Genomic DNA, 18,059 nt, shown 5'->3' with positions numbered 1-18,059 from the left:
CATAAGGCGCATGTCCAACACCACACCTCAGACGTCGGTTCTGGTGATCAGTTCCTTGGTGGCCTCCAGCCAGGTCGGCGGTTTAGTCACCCACCAGGTGCTGAGCGCGGCCTCGATCCGCCCCTATTTCTTGCCGACGGTGGTTATGGGGCGGCATCCGGGTCTGGGCGCGCCCGGCGGCGGACCCGCGCCGATGGATCTGATGGCGTCTGCGCTTGAGGGCATGAAGGCCAATGGCGCGCTTGATCAGGCGGACGCTGTCTTCACCGGTTATTTCAAGAACCCTGACCAGGTGCGGCTCGCAGCAGGCCTGATCGCCGAAGCGCGCGTCCAGCGCCCTGAACTTCTGGTGATGGTGGATCCGATCATCGGCGATGGAGCGGCGGATGGCGGCGATGGGGGGCTTTATGTGAGCGCGGAAACCGCCCGCGCCATCCGCGATGACCTGATGCCGTTCGCAAGCGTCATCACGCCGAACCGGTTCGAGCTCGCCTGGCTCAGCGGCCGCGAACTCACGACGCCTGAAGACGTCGTCGCGGCGGCGCGGACGCTTGCGCCCGTGGTTCTGTGCACCTCGGCGCCTGCGGGATTGAACGAGGTGTCGGTGATCAGCGTCACACCAGACGATGCGTTCAGCGCGCAAATGCCCCGGATCGAGCCTGCGCCGTTTGGAACAGGAGATGTGTTCGCCGCCAGCGCCTTGGCGGAACGACTCGCCGGCGCGCGTTGGCGAGACGCTGCGGCACGGGCGATGGCGCGCATCTCTCACGTTCTGGACGAAACGCGGATGGCTGGCGATCCAGCAGACTTGTTGCTGACCACTCAGACTTTGCAGACGCCTGTGCGTGCGCCGTTATTGCGACGGGTTGGCGCAAACCGCCCCGCCTGGGTGATGGGGCTGGACGGCTGCAAGGCGGGCTGGGCGGCCGTGATGGTCGATCTGAACGGGATCGAGGCGCCGCGTCGGGCTGTCTTCGAGCAATTCCAGGACGCTTATGACTGGGGCGCGCAAGTGATTGCCGTGGATATGCCCATCGGGTTTGAAGCGGCGCCTTCAGACCCGCCGGGGCGCGCCTGTGAACGGCTGGCGCGGCAGCGCCTGGGCAAACGCCGCAGCAGCATCTTTCCCTCGCCCCTGCGCATCGCCCTGTCGGCGTCAGACTATGAACACGCCAATCAGCTCAATCGCGCTGCGGGCGGGCCGGGCCTGTCCAAGCAGGCCTATCATCTGTTTGAGAAAATCCGTGAGATTGATGCGGTCATGACCCCGGACCTGTCACGCGGCGTGGTGTTTGAAACCCATCCGGAGCTGACCTTTGCAGAGCTTTCCGGCGAACCGGCTGTGCATCGCAAGAAAACCCGCGAGGGCCGTGAAGAGCGTCTGGCGCTGCTGGTCGCGCAGGGGCTGCCTGAAGCGCTGTTCGAGCCCCACCCATTCAAGGCCGGGCTGTGCGCGCCAGACGATCTCATTGACGCCGGGCTCTGTGTCGTGACCGCGATGCGGATTGCGGGCGGCGAGGCGTTGCGTCTGCCTGAAGACCCGCCGGAAGATGGGCAAGGCTTGCTCATGGCGCTTCATGCCTGATCGCGCTCGATGGTGCTTGAAACCGCTCACGCGGCCCTGTACCTGAACAAGCATGAGCATTGATATCCAGGGACATCTCGCATCGGGTTTCGAACCGGTGGCCGAGGCATTTGAGCAAAATTTCACCGAGCGAGAAGAGCTGGGCGCAGCCTTCACCTTGATCCGGAACGGTGAGGTTCTCGTCGACATTCACGGCGGGCATGCGGACCGCAAGGCGAGCCGTCCGTGGACGGCGGAAACGATCGCCCCGGTCTTCTCGACCGGCAAGGCGGTCACAGCGCTGGTCGTCGCCTGGCTGGTCGATCAGGGGCGGCTCGACTATGACGCGCCCATCGCGGATGTCTGGCCCGAATTTGCGCAAGCAGGCAAAGACTCGGTGACGCTGGCCCAGGCGCTGTCACATCAGGCGGGACTGTCGGGATATCCTGACGAGATGGAGCCGTCTGACTGGTTTGACCGCGACCTGATGGAAAGCCGGTTCGCCGCCATGGCGCCGATCTGGCCGCTGGGCGAGGGGTCCGGGTATCACCCGATCAGTTATGGGGTGATCGCGGACGCCGTGGTGCGCCGTGCAGACGTCAAACACCGCACGGTCGGCGCAATCTTGCGCGATGAGATCTGTGGTCCGCGCGGCATTGATTTTCACATCGGCGTGCCGGAGAGCGAGCATGATCGCGCGGCCGAGCATGTTCTGCCGCCGCGCCCCCCGCATCTGGGCGCGATGACGCCTGAAAAGGCTGCAGCCTTCCTCAAGCCCTGGTCCTCGCCCGGACGGCGCGGCACGGCGACCTGGCGCTCGGCGGAGCTGCCGGCGGCGAACGGACACGGCACGGCGAAAGCCATCGCCCGCCTGATGGCGCCCTTCGCGACGCAAGGGCGTCTGGAGGGGGAGGCGTTCGTGTCCGCTGACGTCATCGCGGAGGCGCTGAAAGAACGCGTGCATGGTCCTGACCGGGTCCTGCCCTTTGACCTGGCGTTTGCGGCCGGCGTGATGATCAACCGCGACTCCGAAGCCTTCGGGCCCGAACCTCAGGCCGTGGGCCATTACGGCTTTGGCGGGTCTTGCGGGTTCGCGGATCCTGAGCGCGGCGTATCGGGCGCTTATGTGATGAACCGGCAGATGGATGTGCTGGTGGGCGACGCCCGCGCCAAGGCGCTGATCGAGGCGTCGTATCGCTGTCTGTAAGAACAGCGGCCGCGTCCTGAAACAAAAACGCCGCACGAGGGCTGTCGTGCGGCGTTTCATGTCAGGCGTGATGAGCGTGTTTAGTCGATCGCCTTGAGGTTTACAGCTTTCGGGCCTTTGCCGCGGCGATCCGGTTCAGTTTCGAACTCGATGCGTTGGCCGTCGCGCAGATCTTCCAGGCCGGCGTCTTTCACAGCGGTGATGTGCACGAACACATCCTTGTCGCCTTCATCAGGGGTGATGAAGCCGAAACCTTTTTCGGTGTTAAAGAATTTAACGGTACCCGTAGTCATGGGTAGAAGTCCTTTCCCGTCCGTCCGCGCGGCGTCCCACGCCAATGGAATGTGTGCGAGGCGTCCCGCGCACAGCATGCGGATTGCGGTCGGGGAAGGCAAAGGCAGAGGCGTTAGGCGCTCGGGTCTTCCATACTCTTCACCGGGCCTTGTTCAAGCCGCTCGTGCAAGGAATACTATGCCTGAAAATTCTATACTCCACAAGCAAAGCTCAGACGTACGCGCGCAAGTTCAAGGGACCTGACAAGTGAGTCGACGAACTCGAAGATTCTTAAGCGCAAAGTCCCGCGAACCGCGCTCTGGCGGCGCCGATCCGGGGGGATTGATGCGGTTGTCGGGCTTCGGTGCGGCGCTGTTGGTTTTTGTGGCTGTGGGAGCAGGATTTCACGGCGAGCGCATGACCAGTGCGGTCGCCCGCGCCCTGTCCGGGCTTGCGCCGCTGGTTGAGCCGGTCCTCTGGGGCGTCAGCCTGCTCGAATTCGGGGCCGCATTGCTCGTGCTGGGCGTTTTCGGATTTACGGTGTGGCGCGGGTTCAGGCGTTAAGCCGCCAGGTGCTCCAGGAGAGCGCCAGAGCGAAGCCGAGCCAACCGACCAGCGGAAACAACAGCACGCCGGCCATGCGAGAGGCTCGAAAGGCCAGCGCTGTGACGGGCAAGGACAGAACAAGCGCTGCCACGGTGACATAAAACCCGTTGGCGACGTTCTGCAGACCGAAATAACCCCAGGTCCAGCCCATGCAAACGAGATACTGGGCGATGACTGCGAACCGGGCGATATCCTTGTGACGGTCATCGCCATAGCGGTCGATGCTCCACGCGGCGATCGCCATCAGGGTGAACAGACCGACCCAGACGGCGCCGATGAGACCGCCGGAGGGCGCCCAGCCGGGGTTGTCCAGCGTACGCGACCATTGAATGGCGGGGCCGCTGAAGATCCAGGCGTTCAACGCCAGTGCGGCGCCGACAAAAATGAGAAGATACAGGGCCAGGCGGCCAAAGGCGGGGCGGGACTTGCGGAAGATGTTCGTCGCCACGGATCGACTCCTCTACGCCAGGCTCTTAAGGCCCTCGCCGGACATTAACACGGATTGCGCGTCCGACCAGAGCGCCCCTCGCGAGGCGGGTTTCCGGGTCACAATCGCTTGAGCGAGCGGCTTTTCGGGCGGCCAGCGCTTTCCCGGCGCGCCTCAAATGGTCATTGTCACGCTTTGCAGCCTGCAGTCAGGCGCTGCTTCAAGGATATTCGTTATGCTGCGCACATTCCTCGTCACTCTGGCGGTTTTCACGCTCGCCTCTCTGGGCGCGTCCGCCCATGCGCAAGGCGCGCTCGAGACGGCGGCGGATGCTGCGAGCCGCTTTGGTCCCGTGGTCGGGCAGGCTGCGCCAGAGCTGACGGTGACAGAGGCGGGCGGCGCTCCCCGCACGCTCGACAGCCTGATGGGGGAAGAGGGGCTGGTGCTCTATTTCAACCGCTCGCTGGACTGGTGTCCGATCTGCCTGCGGCAGACGCTGGAGCTTGAACCCTATGCTGACGCGTTCGCCGAAGCCGGCTGGCCGGTCGCCGTGTTGACCTATGACGACGCCGACACTCTGGGTCAGATCGCCGAGCGGCGTGATTTGAGCCTGACCTTGCTCTCTGACGCGGGCAGCCGGACCATCGATGCGTTTGGCGTGCGCGATCCGATCTATTCGGACCCCGATCATCTGGCGTACGGCGTGCCGTATCCGATCACCTTCGTGATTGATCGCGAGGGCGTTGTGGTCGCCAAGTTCTGGCATGAGGCGGGGCTGGGCGATCAGCGTGGTTACGCAACGCGGATTTCCGCCGAAGACGTTCTGGCGGCTGTGCAGTCGCGCTAGCCCTTGTTTGTTGAACCGGTTTGACTGACCTTCAGCTGCTGAGGGGAGGATCGCCCATGCGTGATGGACCTGTGCTGGAAACCGAACGTCTGCTTCTGCGTTTGCCTGAAGAGCGAGACCTGGACGGTTTTATCGGTCTGATGAGCGATGAGGTCGCCGCTCGGCATATTGGCGGTGTGATGGATGCGCCCCTCGTCTGGCGTCAGCTCTGCACCATTCTCGGCCATTGGAGCGTGCGCGGTTACGGCTTCTTCTCGGTCGAGGATAAAGCCAGCGGCGACTGGATAGGCCGGGTCGGCCCCTGGGCGCCTCATGGCTGGCCGCAGCCGGAAGTGGGCTGGTCGATCACTCGCGCGCATTGGGGCAAGGGCTATGGTCCGGAAGCCGCCGCCGCAACGATGGATTTCGCGTTCGAAGCGCTGGGCTGGGAGAGCGTGGTTCACATGATCGCGGCGGAGAACGTCAATTCCCAGGCCCTGGCGCGCAAGCTGGGATCGGTCGATCTGGGCTGGGACGCCGAACTGCCGGGCCTCGGCGTGACGGTGGATGTCTGGGGACAGTCCAAAGCTGACTGGGCGCGCAATCGCGAGCGCTTCAAGCGCTAGAACCAGCCCGCTTCGCGCAATGCGGGGTAGGAGCTGCGGCTGACCGGGGCGGTGATCCCGCCCTTCAGCTCCGCCTGCCCTGACCCGCGCGAATACGCGATTGCGGATATGGCGTCGGCCGCCGCCCACCAGGACCGGTGCAGGCGGTGTCCGGGTCGAGTGGTTTCCGCCAGCGCGATCGCATCCGCAAACCGCATCAGCAATAGATGGGACCCGGCGTTGGTGTGGATCCGCACATAATGGTCTTCGGCCTGGAGAGCGACAATGTCAGCGCTGCGTAGCTGGGCCGGCAGGTGCTGCGCTAGCAGATCAGGCTCCGCCGCTTCGCCGCTCGGTTCCGGTACGGCATTGGCGGGACGCGACAGGGCCGTCCGGGTCAGAAGCATGACGCTGAGCGCCGCGACGCTGATCACGAAAACGGCGGGCAACAGGCGTGCGTATAACAGTAGAGAGACAGCGTTGTTGAACACCAGCGCTTCCGCCGCAATGACGACGCCGGTTTGAGGCGCGGTGACAACCGCCGCCGTCGCCAGCGCCCGCCGCCAGAGCGCCATTCGCGGCAGCAGATGAGAGAAGAGCCGTTCGGCTACAGCCAGCAATCCGCCGCCGACGACCATCACTCCGATCCAGTAGACCAGCCTCAAGGGAAGACTTTCCTGGATGGTGGCGAACGGGCCGACCAAAGCCAGAAACAGCCCGGCCAGCGCCATGACGCCCAGATCGACAACGATCTGATAGCCTTGGGCGTTGAGCATGCGAATGGGCGAAGCCGTGTCGGTCATGCCGAACTCTATCCGCATCCGGTCGCACGGTGTCAATTCCGGCGCCGTTCGCGCATCGCCAATGGTGCGGGCGGCGCCAGTGACGTAGCCGCAGGACGGCTGGCGAAACGGCGTCTGGTCGGGGCGCGCTGACCGCGATTGAACTCCAATTCGTTCATTTCGCGGAGGTCGCCATGTCATCTTTATCGTCATCAGCCCTGAGCCGCACCAGCCATGTGATCATGGCGGTGCTGACCTTGCCGGTCGCAGCCTACGCCTCGCTCTACGTGTTTCCTGATATGCCCGGCTTGCCTGAAAACATCCTGGCAAATCGGTGGGGCGCATACGGCTTGCCCCTTCATGCCGGTCTGGGGGCGGTGGCGCTGTTGATCGGCCCGCTTCAGTTCATGCAAAGCCTCCGGTCCAGGGCGCCGGGCGTTCATCGCGCCATGGGCATGACTTATGTGACAGCGTGTCTGGTGTCGGCGCTGGCGGGGTTCGTCCTGGCGACCGGTACGACCAACGGGGTTGTGGCCGGAGTGGGCTTTGCGCTGGCCGCCATCGTCTGGACGCTGTGCACGGCGCGGGGGCTGAGCTGCGTGGTCACCGGGCAGTACGCCGCGCATCGCCGCTGGATGATCCGCAGTTATGCGATGACCTTTTCCGCCGTGACCCTGCGCATCCAACTGGGGCTGGGCACAGCGGCGGGACTAGATTTCGCCGAGTTCTATCCGATCCTGGCCTTCAGCGCCTGGATCCCCAATCTGATCGTCGCCGAGCTGTGGCTTCTGCTGCGCAATCCCTCCCGTGGCGCTCAGAACCAGCCGGCGTCCCTGAGCGCAGGGTAATAGGTGCGGCTGACCGGGGCTTCTACGCCGTCTTTCAGGACCAGAACGCCCCGGCCATCGCTTTTCCGGATGTCTTCAACGGCGTCTCTAGCGACCCACCACGACCGGTGGGTCCGCGCGCCGTCCAGTCCGTCACAGGCGGCGACCGCGTCAGACAGGCGCATGAGGATCAGGGCTTCGCCCCGGTCTGTGCGGACGCGCAGATAATGATCCTCTGCGCTCATCGAACGGATCCGGGCGGTCTTGAGTTTGACAGGGAGCTTGTCGATCAAGGCGGCGCCCGCCTGTGCGGGACGGGCGCCTTCGCCCGCTGCGTCCTCGGTCAGCCGGTCGACCACATAGACGACCGAGGTCACGAAGCCCGAAATCACCAGCACCAGGCCATAGACAAACGCGACATTCACAGGAGCGCCCTGGTCGCTGGCCATGACATTGACCCAGGACACGGCCGCTGTGATCGGAATCGAAACCACCATCGCACTGGCCACATAGACGAGCCATCGGGGGGCTTGAGGCAGCCATAGAGGCATGAAGTGTCCGACGGCGTATCCGATCAGGCCGCCCAGCGCGACGAACCCGGTCCAGTAAAGCCACACCATCGGCCAGCCGAACATATAGCTGCCAAACGGTCCAAGAACCGCCAGGAACGTGCCGATTCCCAGCACCATTCCGACAGGTCGAGCGCAATTGCGGGCCAGTGTCAGGATGGTCTGCATCATAGAGCTTGCCTTGATCCCCCGTTCGCGAAGCGTGAACGGCAGGGTGGCTGCAACTCACGTACAGGTCCAGTCCGATCGCGCAGAGCCGCTTTTCCACCCTCAACGTGGCGGGCAGTGGTGTTTCGGCGATCCCGCGCCGCCAGAGGGGCGGAGAGCGGATCGCCAGACACCGGGAGATGACGACATGCAAGACCGTTCCTTCAAAGCCGCTGCTCTCGCGAGCGCCGCACTGTTCGCTTTGGCCTTCATGCCTGTGGCGGAAAGCCAGGACGCCGTGGCCGCCGCCGCGCTTGAGATCACGATTGATGGGCTGCGCACCAATGAGGGGCGAGTCTGGGTCGGGCTTTACGCCTCGGAAGACGATTGGGACGAACAGATCGAGTCGGCGCAAGGCTGGGCGGACGTGGACGACGGCGTGGCGCGCGTGCGGCTCGCCGAGCTGTCATCGGGCGCGGTCGCGATCCAGGTCTTTCACGACGCTAACGGCAATAACGACTTTGACACCAACTTCATGGGCATTCCGTCAGAACGCTATGGTTTTTCCAATAATCCACGTCCGAAATTTCGGGGTGCGAATTGGGATGAAGCCGTGTTTGAGTTGAGCCCCGGCGAAACCCAGGAACTGACGATCACCTTGCATGGAGCGCGGGGATGAATATCGACGCCTTCCTGCAAGCGCCCTTGCACATCCAGGTGCATGCGATCGCAGCACTCAGCGCGCTGGGGCTCGGCGTCGTCCAGTTCGCCGCCCCCAAAGGCACGATCCCGCACCGTACGCTGGGCTATGTCTGGGTCGGCTTGATGCTGCTGGTGGCGGGGACGGCCTATTTCATCCGCACCCATGAGGGTCAGTTCAGCTGGATCCACCTTCTGATCCCCGTCACGCTCGTCGGCGTTGTCTGGCTGAGCGTCCTGGCGAGGGTCGGCAATGTGAAGCGTCACCGGTCTGCTGCGTTCGTGCTGTTCATGGCGGCGCTGGTGACGCCCGGCCTTTTCACGCTCGTGCCCGGGCGTTTGATGAATGCCGTGGTTTTTGGCGGATGAGGGGTGAGATCGCGGCCTGTCATTGACCTGACGCAAGGCCGCGCTAAACCTGCCCGTCTGATGTCCGGGGTTTACCGGAACGCTGTATCAGGGGGTTCTGATGACGATGCCATGGTTCAAACTTGCAGCGGTCGGGTTCAGCCTCGCCGCGCTGAACGCTTGCTCCGAACCTGTCCCGGCGGACGTGACCGAGCCTGTGGCCCAGCCCAGTCTTGTATCCACCGATGCGCCGCGCACTCCGGTGCAGGCGCTGGCGCCGTATTACGCCCAGCTTGATTATGCCGTTCCGGTGGCGCCTGAAGGTCCGGCCTTGCCGGGAAGCGAAACCGTGCTCACCTCGATCGCGTTTGGATCCTGCAACACAGCCCAGCGGGAGATTCCCATCCTCGCGACCATCGCGAACGAGCCCCATGACCTCTTCATGTATGTGGGCGATAATGTGTATGGCGATGCGCGCGCCTATAACGCAGACCTGCCGGAGCTGCGGGAGAACTACGCAGCCCTCGCCGCCCGTCCCGAATTCCGCCTGTTGCGGTCTGCGCTGCCGATGCTCGCGACCTGGGATGACCATGATTACGGCATGAATGATATGGGCCGTGATTTCCCGTTCAAAGGCTTCGCCGAACAGCTCTTCCTCGATTTCTGGCGGGCGTCTGACACCGATCCGCGGCGTCAGCGCGAGGGGATTTACGACTCCCATGTCTACGGCCCGGAGGGCCAGCGTGTGCAGATCATCATGCTGGACACCCGCTATTTCCGCTCCGAGCTGACCCCGACCGATGACCGTGGCGCCGTGGGGCGTGAACGCTATGTTCCCAGCGATAATCCTGATCAGGACATGCTGGGCGCCGCGCAATGGGCCTGGCTGGCGGATCAATTGCGTGAGCCGGCGGATTTGCGCCTGATCGTCTCGTCCATTCAGGTCCTGGCGGACGGGCATGGCTGGGAAGCCTGGCGCACCATGCCGATGGAGCGTGATCGTTTGTTCCGCCTGATCAACGATACCGGCGCTCAAGGCGTGGTGTTCGTGTCCGGCGACCGGCATTCCGCCGGGCTTTACCGGCGCGACAATGTGGCGAGCTACCCGCTTTACGAGATCACCTCGTCGGCGCTGAACATGTCCTATGCTGACGAGAACAACGAACCCGGACCCAATCGCCTGGGCGCCATGTACGCTCCGGAAAATTACGGCGTTATCGGCATTGACTGGGATGCCGGACAGCTCAGCCTGCAAATCAAGGACATGGAAGGCGATCCTGTCCGGGAGCAACGTATCCGCCTGGCCGAGATCGGCGTGCGCTGACACCGTGTCCTGGCAGTCACGCCTGTCAGTGTCTGCACCGCCTGCAAGCATTGATGAATTGCTTGCGGGTGGTCGGACGTGAAGGATGGCGTCGGGGGACGATATGAAAGACGCAAGCGCATTCGAACGGTTGTTCACAGGCGAAACCGAGGTTGAGGCCGGGACTGAAACGCCAGGGGCCTCAAGGGCTCTGGTGCAACGCGCGGGCGCGGGCCTGATCGATTCAGGCCTGGGGTTGGCGGTCCGCTTCGTGCTGATCGTTCAGGTCTGGAGCTGGTCGCGCGCGAACGCCGCCGCCGTGGACGATCCCTTGTCGTGGCGGTCCTGGGTCACGCCCACGGACGGGCTTGAGAGTGCAGCCCGGTTATGGACCATGGGGCGGGTGGATGCAGGCTTGGCGGCCGCCCTATTGCTGACGGTCGCCAGCCTTGTCAGCCTTAGCCTGGCTGCTGGCTTCATGACCCGGCTAACAGGCCTGGCGGTGATGCTGGGCGCTTTATGGCACATGATGTTCATTTTGCCTGAAGCCTTCACCTCGACAGTGGCCTATGTGGCGTTGGGGCTGTATTTGCTGGCGCGCGGCGCCGGACCTCTGTCCCTTGACTGGGCGCTCGCCCGTCTGGCGCGGCTGGCCTGATACGGAGATCGTGGTGACGCGCTGAGACGCACAGGTTGCTTTGCGCCGCCCCGCGTGATGATTTCGCAATTAATTGCTCACCCCGATCTGTAAGGGCCGCTCCATGCTGATCTACCGCAATGTCGCCATGGTGATGGTGGCCACCTTGTTCCTGCAGGCCGCCATGGGCGCGCTGGGCGTCGCCCTGCCGTTGGCGATGAGCGGCGCAGGCTGGGGGCGTCCGGCCATCGGCGCCGTGATCGCGGCGTTCGGCGCAGGCTTCGCCATCGGCGCCTGGCTGTCTCCGAACATGATCCGGTCTGTGGGTCATATCCGCGCCTATGCCGGCTATGCCGGCGGCGCGGCTGCGCTGACGCTGCTCCTGGCGCTGGGCGATCATTTCATCTGGTGGCTGATCACCCGCTTCGGCTTCGGCATGTGCGCGGCGGGCCTGTTTGCGGTGGCGGAAAGCTGGATCGCGGACGCCACGCCCAGCGAACGCCGCGGCGCCGTGATTTCGGTCTATCAGATCGTCGGACGCGCCGGCCTGATCGCAGGACCGTTCCTGATCGCCTTGCCCGGCTTTGACGCGCGCGACGGTTTCATCATGGCGGGCGCCGCCATGGCGTTGGCCCTGACCCCCATCGTGTTCACCAAGCGCGCGCAGCCCAGCCTGCCCACGGGGGAGACCGTCCCTGTCACCCGGTTGTTCTCGATTGCGCCTGCGGCGGCGGCGGCGGCGTTTACGGCCGGGCTTCTCAATTCCGGCGTTCTGGGCTTCATGCCGATCTGGGCGCAATCGCTCGATCCTGAATATGGCGCAGGCAGCGCTGCGCTGTTGATGGCGGTGATCTACGCCGGCTCGATGCTCACCCAATGGCCTGCCGGGATGATTTCTGACCAGATGGACCGGCGCCTGGTCATCGCGGCCCTGTCGATTGTCGGCGGGCTCTTCGCTCTGATCCTGGTGGTGATGCCCAGCCCGTCTCTGGGCCTCGCAGCGCTTCTGGTGGGTCTGTGGGGGGCGGCCAGCCTGTCGTATTTCGCCGTCGCGGTCGCGCACGCCGCCGACCGGTCGCGGGTGGAGGAGTTGCCCGCCATCGCGTCAGGCATGTTGCTTGTCTGGGCGATCGGCTCGACTCTGGGTCCGATTGTGGCGGGCGTCGCTTATTCGGGGCCTCTGGGGCCGCGCGGATTATTTTTATTCGCTGCTGTCGCCAGCTGCATTCTGGCGGCCGGCATGTTCTGGCGACGCCGCGCCCGCGAGGCCGTGAAAGAAGATGAGCGATCGCATTTCGTCAACCTGCAGGCCACGTCCGCCGAGCTGGCGGAAATCGAGGCGCCGGAAGACGAGCTGGATCGAGTCTGATGTTGGCGTTGATCGTCGCTGTGCCCGCCCTGCTCGGGGCTTTGGCCGCTTTCGCCTTGCGCGGCAGGCTGCGCAAGCTGGGCCTTATGGCCTGGCTGGGCTGGCTGATGATCGGGACCGGCGCGCCGGTGCTTTTGGGGCAGCTCGTCGCGTTGGGCCTTACAGACGTCGCGGCGTCCATGGCGGAGGGGTGTCGGCAAGGCGGCCCGGACGCGTGTCACCGCGCCGGATTATACCTGGTTCTGCCCTTGGCGGCGGGTTTGTGCGGAGGGCTGGGATGGATCGCCGGCGCCCTGACCACGCGCTTTGCTAAGGTAAAAGACACGAACTCCCCCCTATGATAGGGGAATGGCGCGTTGCACCGGCCTCAACGGGTGTTATAACGCGCGCTGTCCGCCTAGGTGCGGGTGTTTCTCGCCCGTACTCCCCTCAGCTCTGTGCGAGAGATATTGCTCCATGAACATTCACGAGCACCAGGCGAAAGCCCTGTTGAAGTCTTACGGCGCTCCGGTCGCCGAAGGTATCGCCGTGTTTTCCGTCGAAGAAGCTTCCAAAGCCGCTGACCAGCTGCCCGGTCCGCTCTGGGTTGTGAAATCCCAGATCCATGCCGGCGGCCGCGGCAAGGGCAAGTTCAAGGAACTGCCCGCCGACGCCAAAGGCGGCGTGCGCCTCGCCTTCTCCAAGGAAGACGTGGCCAAGCACGCCAAGGAAATGCTGGGCAATACGCTGGTGACCCACCAGACCGGCCCTGAAGGCAAACAGGTCAACCGCCTGTATATCGAAGACGGCGCGGATATCGAATCCGAGCTCTATCTGTCGCTGCTGGTGAACCGCGAAACCGGCCAGGTGGCCTTCGTGGTCTCCACCGAAGGCGGCATGGATATCGAGCAGGTCGCCGAAGACACGCCCGAGAAGATCCTGACCGTCAATATCGACCCGCTGACCGGCGTCACCGCCGACGATGCGTCCGAGATCGCGAAAGCGCTCAAGCTGGAAGGTCAGGCCCGTGACGACATGCTGTCGCTGGCGCCGATCCTCTACAAGGCGTTCACCGAGAAGGATATGGCCCTTCTGGAAGTGAACCCGCTGATCGTCATGGAAAACGGCCGCCTGCGCGTGCTGGACGCCAAGGTGTCCTTCGACGGCAACGCCCTGTTCCGTCACGACGATGTGCGCGAGCTGCGCGATCTGTCGGAAGAAGACGAAAAAGAGATCGAGGCGTCCAAATACGACCTCGCCTATATCGCGCTCGACGGTGATATCGGCTGCATGGTGAACGGCGCGGGCCTGGCGATGGCCACCATGGACATCATCAAGCTCTACGGCGCGGAACCGGCGAACTTCCTGGATGTGGGCGGCGGCGCTTCGAAAGAGAAAGTGACGGCGGCGTTCAAGATCATCACCGCTGATCCGAACGTCAAAGGCATCCTCGTGAACATCTTCGGCGGCATCATGCGCTGCGACGTCATCGCCGAGGGCGTGGTCGCTGCGGTGAAGGAAGTCGGCCTGAAGGTTCCGCTGGTGGTCCGTCTTGAGGGCACCAATGTGGACCTCGGCAAGAAGATCCTCAACGAAAGTGGTCTCGACATCACCTCGGCTGACGATCTCGACGACGCCGCGAAGAAAATCACCGCTGCTGTGAAAAAGGCCTAAGCCATGTCTGTACTCGTCAATAAAGACACCAAAGTCATCGTTCAGGGCCTGACCGGCAAGACCGGCACCTTTCACACCGAACAGGCGCTGAACTATTACGGCACCAAGATGGTCGCCGGCGTGCACCCCAAGAAGGGCGGCGAAAGCTGGACGTCAGGCTTGGATGGCTCGGCCACCCTGCCGATCTTCGCCTCCGTGGGTGAGGCCAAGGAAGCCACCGGCGCCACCGCGTCCGTGATCTACGTGCCGCCGGCCGGCGCCGGCGCCGCGATCATCGAGGCGATTGATGCGGGCATCGAGCTGATCACCTGCATCACCGAAGGCATTCCGGTGATGGACATGGTCAAGGTGAAAGCCCGCCTTGAGAAGTCCAATTCGCGTCTTCTGGGCCCGAACTGCCCCGGCGTCCTGACCCCGGAAGAGTGCAAGATCGGCATCATGCCGGGCTCCATCTTCAAGAAGGGCTCCGTCGGCGTCGTCTCTCGCTCCGGCACCCTGACCTATGAAGCCGTGTTCCAGACCTCCAATGCGGGCCTGGGTCAGACCACGGCTGTGGGGATTGGCGGCGACCCGGTCAAAGGCACCGAGTTCATCGACGTGCTGGAGATGTTCCTCGCAGACGACGAGACCAAGTCGATCATCATGATCGGCGAGATCGGCGGCTCTGCGGAAGAAGAAGCGGCGCAGTTCCTGAAAGACGAAGCCAAGAAGGGCCGCAAGAAGCCGATGGTCGGCTTCATCGCAGGCCGCACCGCGCCTCCGGGCCGCACCATGGGCCATGCCGGCGCCATCGTGTCCGGCGGCAAGGGCGGCGCTGAAGACAAGATCGACGCCATGAAGGCGGCGGGCATCACTGTCTCTGACAGCCCGGCGCGTCTCGGCGACACCCTGGTCGAAGTCCTCAAGGGCTAAGGCTTGCGCCAGATCTGACAGAACCCCCGTCCGGTGATCCGGGCGGGGGTTTTTGTATCGGTGTGGAAATCGGCGCGGCTCAGCCTAAAGTCTGATGAGACGGGGCGGTCGCCCCTGAATGTCTGAACCGCAAGGACTGAAATGCTCTGATTGCAGTAAAAAGCGGACGCTTTTTCCGATTTGCGGCGCTTCGGTCTTCTATTTCTTAACTAACAGGCATAAATGTCGGGTCAAACCACATGCGCGCGTCCGAGACGGCGCGCGTCCCCTCAGATGCCGATTGAATGGCGCCATGGCTGACGAACGCTCCTCCCAAAATCAGACTTTCCTGGACACCTCGTTCCTGTTTGGCGGCAACGCCGTCTATCTTGAGCAAATGGCGGCGAAATACGCCGCGGACCCGGCCTCTGTGCCAGACAGCTGGCGGGCCTTCTTCGCCGAGGTCGGCGATGCGCCGGCGGACGCCAGCCAGGCCGCCAAGGGCCCGGCGTGGAAACGCAAGGACTGGCCGCGTCCCGCCAATGGCGAACTGGTGACCGCGCTCGGTGATATTGAAAGCGCGACCATGGCGCTGCCAGACGCCGTGGCTGAGCACAAAGGCGCCGGCGCCTCTGCCGAGGACGTGCACAAGGCGGTCAAGGATTCCATCGCTGCGATCATGCTGATCCGCGCCTACCGCATGCGCGGCCATTTGGCGGCGGATCTGGACCCGCTCAAGCTCATAAGCTTTGGCGAGCAGCCCGAGCTGAGCCCGGCGACCTATGGCTTTACAGATGATGACCTGGATCGCGAGATCTTCATCAACGGCTATCTGGGCCTTGAGACGGCGACCGTGCGCCAGATGCTCGACATCTTGAAGCGCACCTATTGCTCCACCTTCGGCGTGGAGTTCCAGCACATCTCCAACCCCGAAGAGAAAGCCTGGCTGCAAGAGCGCATCGAGGGTCCGGACAAGGAGATCGCCTTCTCCAAGGAAGGCAAGATCGCCATCCTCAAGAAGATCATCGAGACCGGCGCGTTCGAGAACTTCCTGCACAAGCGCTATCCGGGCACCAAACGCTTCGGCATTGATGGCGGCGAGAGCCTGATCCCGGCGCTGGAGCAGATCATCAAGCGCGGTGGCGCGCTGGGCGTCAAAGACATCATTCTGGGCATGCCGCACCGGGGCCGCCTGAATGTTCTGGCGGCGGTGATGGGCAAGCCCTATCACGTGATCTTCCACGAGTTTCAGGGCGGCGACACGCTCGGTCAGGTGGATTACGCGTCAGGCGATGTGAAATACCATCTGGGCTCGTCGTCTGATCGCGAATTTGACGGCAACAAGGTCCATCTGTCGCTCACCCCCAACCCGTCGCACCTGGAAGCGGTGAACCCGGTAGTGCTGGGCAAGGCGCGCGCCAAGCAGACCCAGTTCCGTCGTGACGAGGGCGATGAGTCCAATTACGTCGAAAAAGTCCTGCCGCTCCTGCTGCACGGCGACGCCGCCTTCGCAGGTCAGGGCGTTGTGACGGAATGTTTCGGTCTGTCGGGCCTGCGCGGTCACCGCACCGGCGGCGCGATCCATTTTGTGGTGAACAACCAGATCGGCTTCACCACCGATCCCAAGGACAGCCGCTCTTCGCCTTACCCGTCGGACGTGGCGCTGATGGTTCAGTCGCCGATCTTCCACGTGAACGGCGATGATCCGGAAGCTGTGACCTTCGCCACCAAAGTCGCGGCGGAATATCGCCAGCGCTTTGGCAAGGACGTGGTCGTGGACATGTTCTGCTACCGTCGCTACGGCCATAACGAGGGTGATGATCCCAGCTTCACCCAGCCGATCATGTACAAGACGATCGCCAAGCACCCCACTACGCTGGAGCTTTATACCCAACGCCTGATCAACGAAGGCGTGACCACCCAGAAAGAGGTCGACGGCTGGGTCGAGGAGTTTGCGCAATTCCTCGATGACGAGTTTGAAAAGGCCAAGTCCTACAGCCCCAATCGGGCGGACTGGCTGGACGGTGTCTGGCAGGGCCTGGGCCTGCCAGAAGAGGATGATCGTCGCGGTCAGACCGCTGTCGAGGCGAGCGTGCTCACCGACATCGCTGACAAGATGACGACGGTGCCGGAAGACATCGCCATCCACAAAACCCTCAAGCGTGTGATCGCAGGTCGTCGCAAGGCGGTTCTGGACGATCAGAACGGCATTGACTGGGCGACGGCGGAGCATCTCGCCTTCGGGTCGCTTCTCAAGGAAGGCTTCCCGGTGCGTCTGTCCGGTCAGGATTGCGGCCGCGGGACATTCTCCCAGCGTCACTCCCATGTGATCGATCAGAACACGGAAGAGCGCTATACGCCGCTCAACAATCTGGGCGGCGATCAGGCGCGCTATGAAGTCATCGACTCCATGCTGTCTGAGGAAGCGGTGCTCGGTTATGAGTATGGCTACACCCTGTCCGCCCCCAATTCGCTGGTGATGTGGGAAGCCCAGTTCGGCGACTTCACCAACGGCGCGCAGGTGATCATCGACCAGTTCATCTCCTCGTCAGAGCGCAAATGGCTGCGCATGTCGGGTCTGGTGATGCTGTTGCCGCACGGCTATGAGGGCCAGGGGCCGGAGCACTCCTCCGCCCGCCTCGAGCGCTATCTGCAGCAATGCGCCGAAGACAATATGCAGGTCGCCAACTGTTCGACGCCGGCCAACTATTTCCACATTCTGCGTCGCCAGATCCATCGCGGTTTCCGTAAACCGCTGGTGATCATGACGCCGAAATCGCTGCTGCGTCACAAGCGCTGCATCAGCCCGCTCGCTGAATTCGCGGAAGGCTCAAGCTTCCACCGCGTGCTGTGGGATGATGCGGACATGACCGTGCGCGAAGGCCGCTCGGACGTGGCCACCGGCCGTGCAGAAATCCCGCTGACCTCTGACGACAAGATCCGCCGCGTGGTCCTGTGCTCGGGTAAGGTTTATTACGACCTGCTGGAAGCGCGCGAAGAGCGTAAGATCGATGATGTCTACCTGCTGCGGGTCGAGCAGTTCTACCCCTTCCCGGCCAAATCGGTGATTGATGAGCTCAAGCGCTTTGACAACGCCGATGTGGTCTGGTGTCAGGAAGAGCCCAAGAATATGGGCGCCTGGAGCTTTGTGGAGCCGTATCTGGAATTCTGTCTTGAGAAGTCCAATACGAAAAGTGCGCGCGCCCGCTATGTCGGCCGCGCGGCCTCGGCCTCCACGGCGACGGGCCTTCTGTCCAAGCACCAGGCCCAGCAAGCCGCCCTCATTGACGAAGCCCTCTCGTAAGCTGTCGCCCGCACGAAGACCT

Annotated in this window: 19 protein-coding genes; 15 read left to right on the top strand and 4 right to left on the bottom strand. The window is 63.4% G+C overall.

Features of this window, described 5'->3' with window-relative positions:
- The first annotated feature begins 10 nt into the window (after positions 1–10).
- Together G405_RS16435 and G405_RS0106255 are read left to right on the top strand one after the other, a co-directional pair.
- Positions 11–1,585 carry a PfkB family carbohydrate kinase gene (locus G405_RS16435; RefSeq protein WP_022700657.1) on the top strand — a complete coding sequence of 525 codons (1,575 nt, stop codon included), beginning with the start codon at positions 11–13 and terminating at the stop codon, positions 1,583–1,585.
- A 52-nt stretch (positions 1,586–1,637) separates the two neighbouring features.
- Positions 1,638–2,771 carry a serine hydrolase domain-containing protein gene (locus G405_RS0106255; protein WP_022700656.1) on the top strand — a complete coding sequence of 378 codons (1,134 nt, stop codon included), beginning with the start codon at positions 1,638–1,640 and terminating at the stop codon, positions 2,769–2,771.
- Between the two features lie 80 nt (positions 2,772–2,851).
- Here G405_RS0106255 and G405_RS0106250 read toward each other — a convergent pair whose 3' ends face one another.
- A complete protein-coding gene (locus tag G405_RS0106250) occupies positions 2,852–3,064 on the bottom strand; it encodes a cold-shock protein (protein WP_022700655.1) in 213 nt (70 codons plus the stop codon).
- A gap of 325 nt (positions 3,065–3,389) precedes the next feature.
- Here G405_RS0106250 and G405_RS0106245 point away from each other — a divergent pair, with 325 nt between their 5' ends.
- Positions 3,390–3,608 (top strand): hypothetical protein, encoded by a 219-nt coding sequence (locus tag G405_RS0106245; RefSeq protein WP_022700654.1) that lies wholly within the window; start codon positions 3,390–3,392, stop codon positions 3,606–3,608.
- Here the strand turns inward: G405_RS0106245 and G405_RS0106240 are convergent.
- On the bottom strand, positions 3,598–4,098 hold the full coding sequence (locus G405_RS0106240; RefSeq protein ID WP_022700653.1) for a TspO/MBR family protein: 501 nt from the start codon (positions 4,096–4,098) through the stop codon (positions 3,598–3,600). The genes G405_RS0106245 and G405_RS0106240 overlap by 11 nt on opposite strands.
- Positions 4,099–4,312: 214 nt before the next feature.
- On the opposite strand from G405_RS0106240, the gene G405_RS15195 reads away from it, so the two are divergent.
- The gene (locus tag G405_RS15195; RefSeq protein WP_022700652.1) at positions 4,313–4,924 is read left to right on the top strand and encodes a peroxiredoxin family protein; all 612 of its coding nucleotides are present in this window, start codon (positions 4,313–4,315) and stop codon (positions 4,922–4,924) included.
- 56 nt (positions 4,925–4,980) lie between these two features.
- Complete coding sequence (locus tag G405_RS0106230; RefSeq protein WP_022700651.1) at positions 4,981–5,529, top strand: GNAT family N-acetyltransferase; 549 nt, start codon at positions 4,981–4,983, stop codon at positions 5,527–5,529.
- Here G405_RS0106230 and G405_RS0106225 read toward each other — a convergent pair.
- Positions 5,526–6,311, bottom strand: coding sequence for a LytTR family DNA-binding domain-containing protein (locus G405_RS0106225; protein WP_022700650.1), 786 nt, complete (start codon positions 6,309–6,311; stop codon positions 5,526–5,528). The genes G405_RS0106230 and G405_RS0106225 overlap by 4 nt on opposite strands.
- Before the next feature lie 173 nt (positions 6,312–6,484).
- Between G405_RS0106225 and G405_RS15190 the strand changes: the two genes are divergently transcribed.
- Positions 6,485–7,138 (top strand): DUF2306 domain-containing protein, encoded by a 654-nt coding sequence (locus G405_RS15190; RefSeq protein WP_022700649.1) that lies wholly within the window; start codon positions 6,485–6,487, stop codon positions 7,136–7,138.
- Here G405_RS15190 and G405_RS0106215 read toward each other — a convergent pair.
- On the bottom strand, positions 7,105–7,857 hold the full coding sequence (locus G405_RS0106215) for a LytTR family DNA-binding domain-containing protein (RefSeq protein ID WP_022700648.1): 753 nt from the start codon (positions 7,855–7,857) through the stop codon (positions 7,105–7,107). The genes G405_RS15190 and G405_RS0106215 overlap by 34 nt on opposite strands.
- 184 nt (positions 7,858–8,041) lie before the next feature.
- On the opposite strand from G405_RS0106215, the gene G405_RS15185 reads away from it, so the two are divergent.
- From G405_RS15185 to G405_RS0106170, 9 genes are all read left to right on the top strand, one after another.
- Positions 8,042–8,512: a DUF2141 domain-containing protein gene (locus G405_RS15185; protein ID WP_022700647.1), complete on the top strand. Its 471-nt coding sequence runs from the start codon at positions 8,042–8,044 to the stop codon at positions 8,510–8,512.
- Positions 8,509–8,901, top strand: coding sequence for a DUF2306 domain-containing protein (locus tag G405_RS0106205; protein ID WP_022700646.1), 393 nt, complete (start codon positions 8,509–8,511; stop codon positions 8,899–8,901). The genes G405_RS15185 and G405_RS0106205 overlap by 4 nt, the downstream gene beginning before the upstream one ends.
- 100 nt (positions 8,902–9,001) lie before the next feature.
- Positions 9,002–10,204, top strand: coding sequence for an alkaline phosphatase D family protein (locus tag G405_RS15180; protein WP_022700645.1), 1,203 nt, complete (start codon positions 9,002–9,004; stop codon positions 10,202–10,204).
- A 103-nt stretch (positions 10,205–10,307) separates the two neighbouring features.
- Positions 10,308–10,841: a hypothetical protein gene (locus G405_RS16430; protein WP_156861394.1), complete on the top strand. Its 534-nt coding sequence runs from the start codon at positions 10,308–10,310 to the stop codon at positions 10,839–10,841.
- A 103-nt stretch (positions 10,842–10,944) separates the two neighbouring features.
- Positions 10,945–12,189 (top strand): MFS transporter, encoded by a 1,245-nt coding sequence (locus tag G405_RS0106190; protein WP_022700643.1) that lies wholly within the window; start codon positions 10,945–10,947, stop codon positions 12,187–12,189.
- Positions 12,189–12,530 carry a hypothetical protein gene (locus G405_RS0106185; protein ID WP_022700642.1) on the top strand — a complete coding sequence of 114 codons (342 nt, stop codon included), beginning with the start codon at positions 12,189–12,191 and terminating at the stop codon, positions 12,528–12,530. Before G405_RS0106190 ends, G405_RS0106185 begins: the two co-directional genes overlap by 1 nt.
- Positions 12,531–12,645: 115 nt before the next feature.
- Positions 12,646–13,842 carry an ADP-forming succinate--CoA ligase subunit beta gene (gene sucC / locus G405_RS0106180; RefSeq protein ID WP_022700641.1) on the top strand — a complete coding sequence of 399 codons (1,197 nt, stop codon included), beginning with the start codon at positions 12,646–12,648 and terminating at the stop codon, positions 13,840–13,842.
- A 3-nt stretch (positions 13,843–13,845) separates the two neighbouring features.
- Positions 13,846–14,754, top strand: a complete 909-nt coding sequence (sucD, locus tag G405_RS0106175) for a succinate--CoA ligase subunit alpha (protein ID WP_022700640.1) — start codon at positions 13,846–13,848, stop codon at positions 14,752–14,754.
- Positions 14,755–15,046: 292 nt separating this feature from the next.
- Entirely contained in the window at positions 15,047–18,037 is a 2,991-nt protein-coding gene (locus tag G405_RS0106170) for a 2-oxoglutarate dehydrogenase E1 component (RefSeq protein WP_028284580.1), read from the top strand.
- Positions 18,038–18,059: the final 22 nt, after the last annotated feature.

Origin of the sequence: Oceanicaulis alexandrii DSM 11625 (assembly GCF_000420265.1) — a bacterium.
Lineage (GTDB): Bacteria > Pseudomonadota > Alphaproteobacteria > Caulobacterales > Maricaulaceae > Oceanicaulis > Oceanicaulis alexandrii.
The sequence above is the reverse complement of the archived record's forward strand: the minus strand, read 5'-3'. Positions and strand labels throughout refer to the sequence as shown.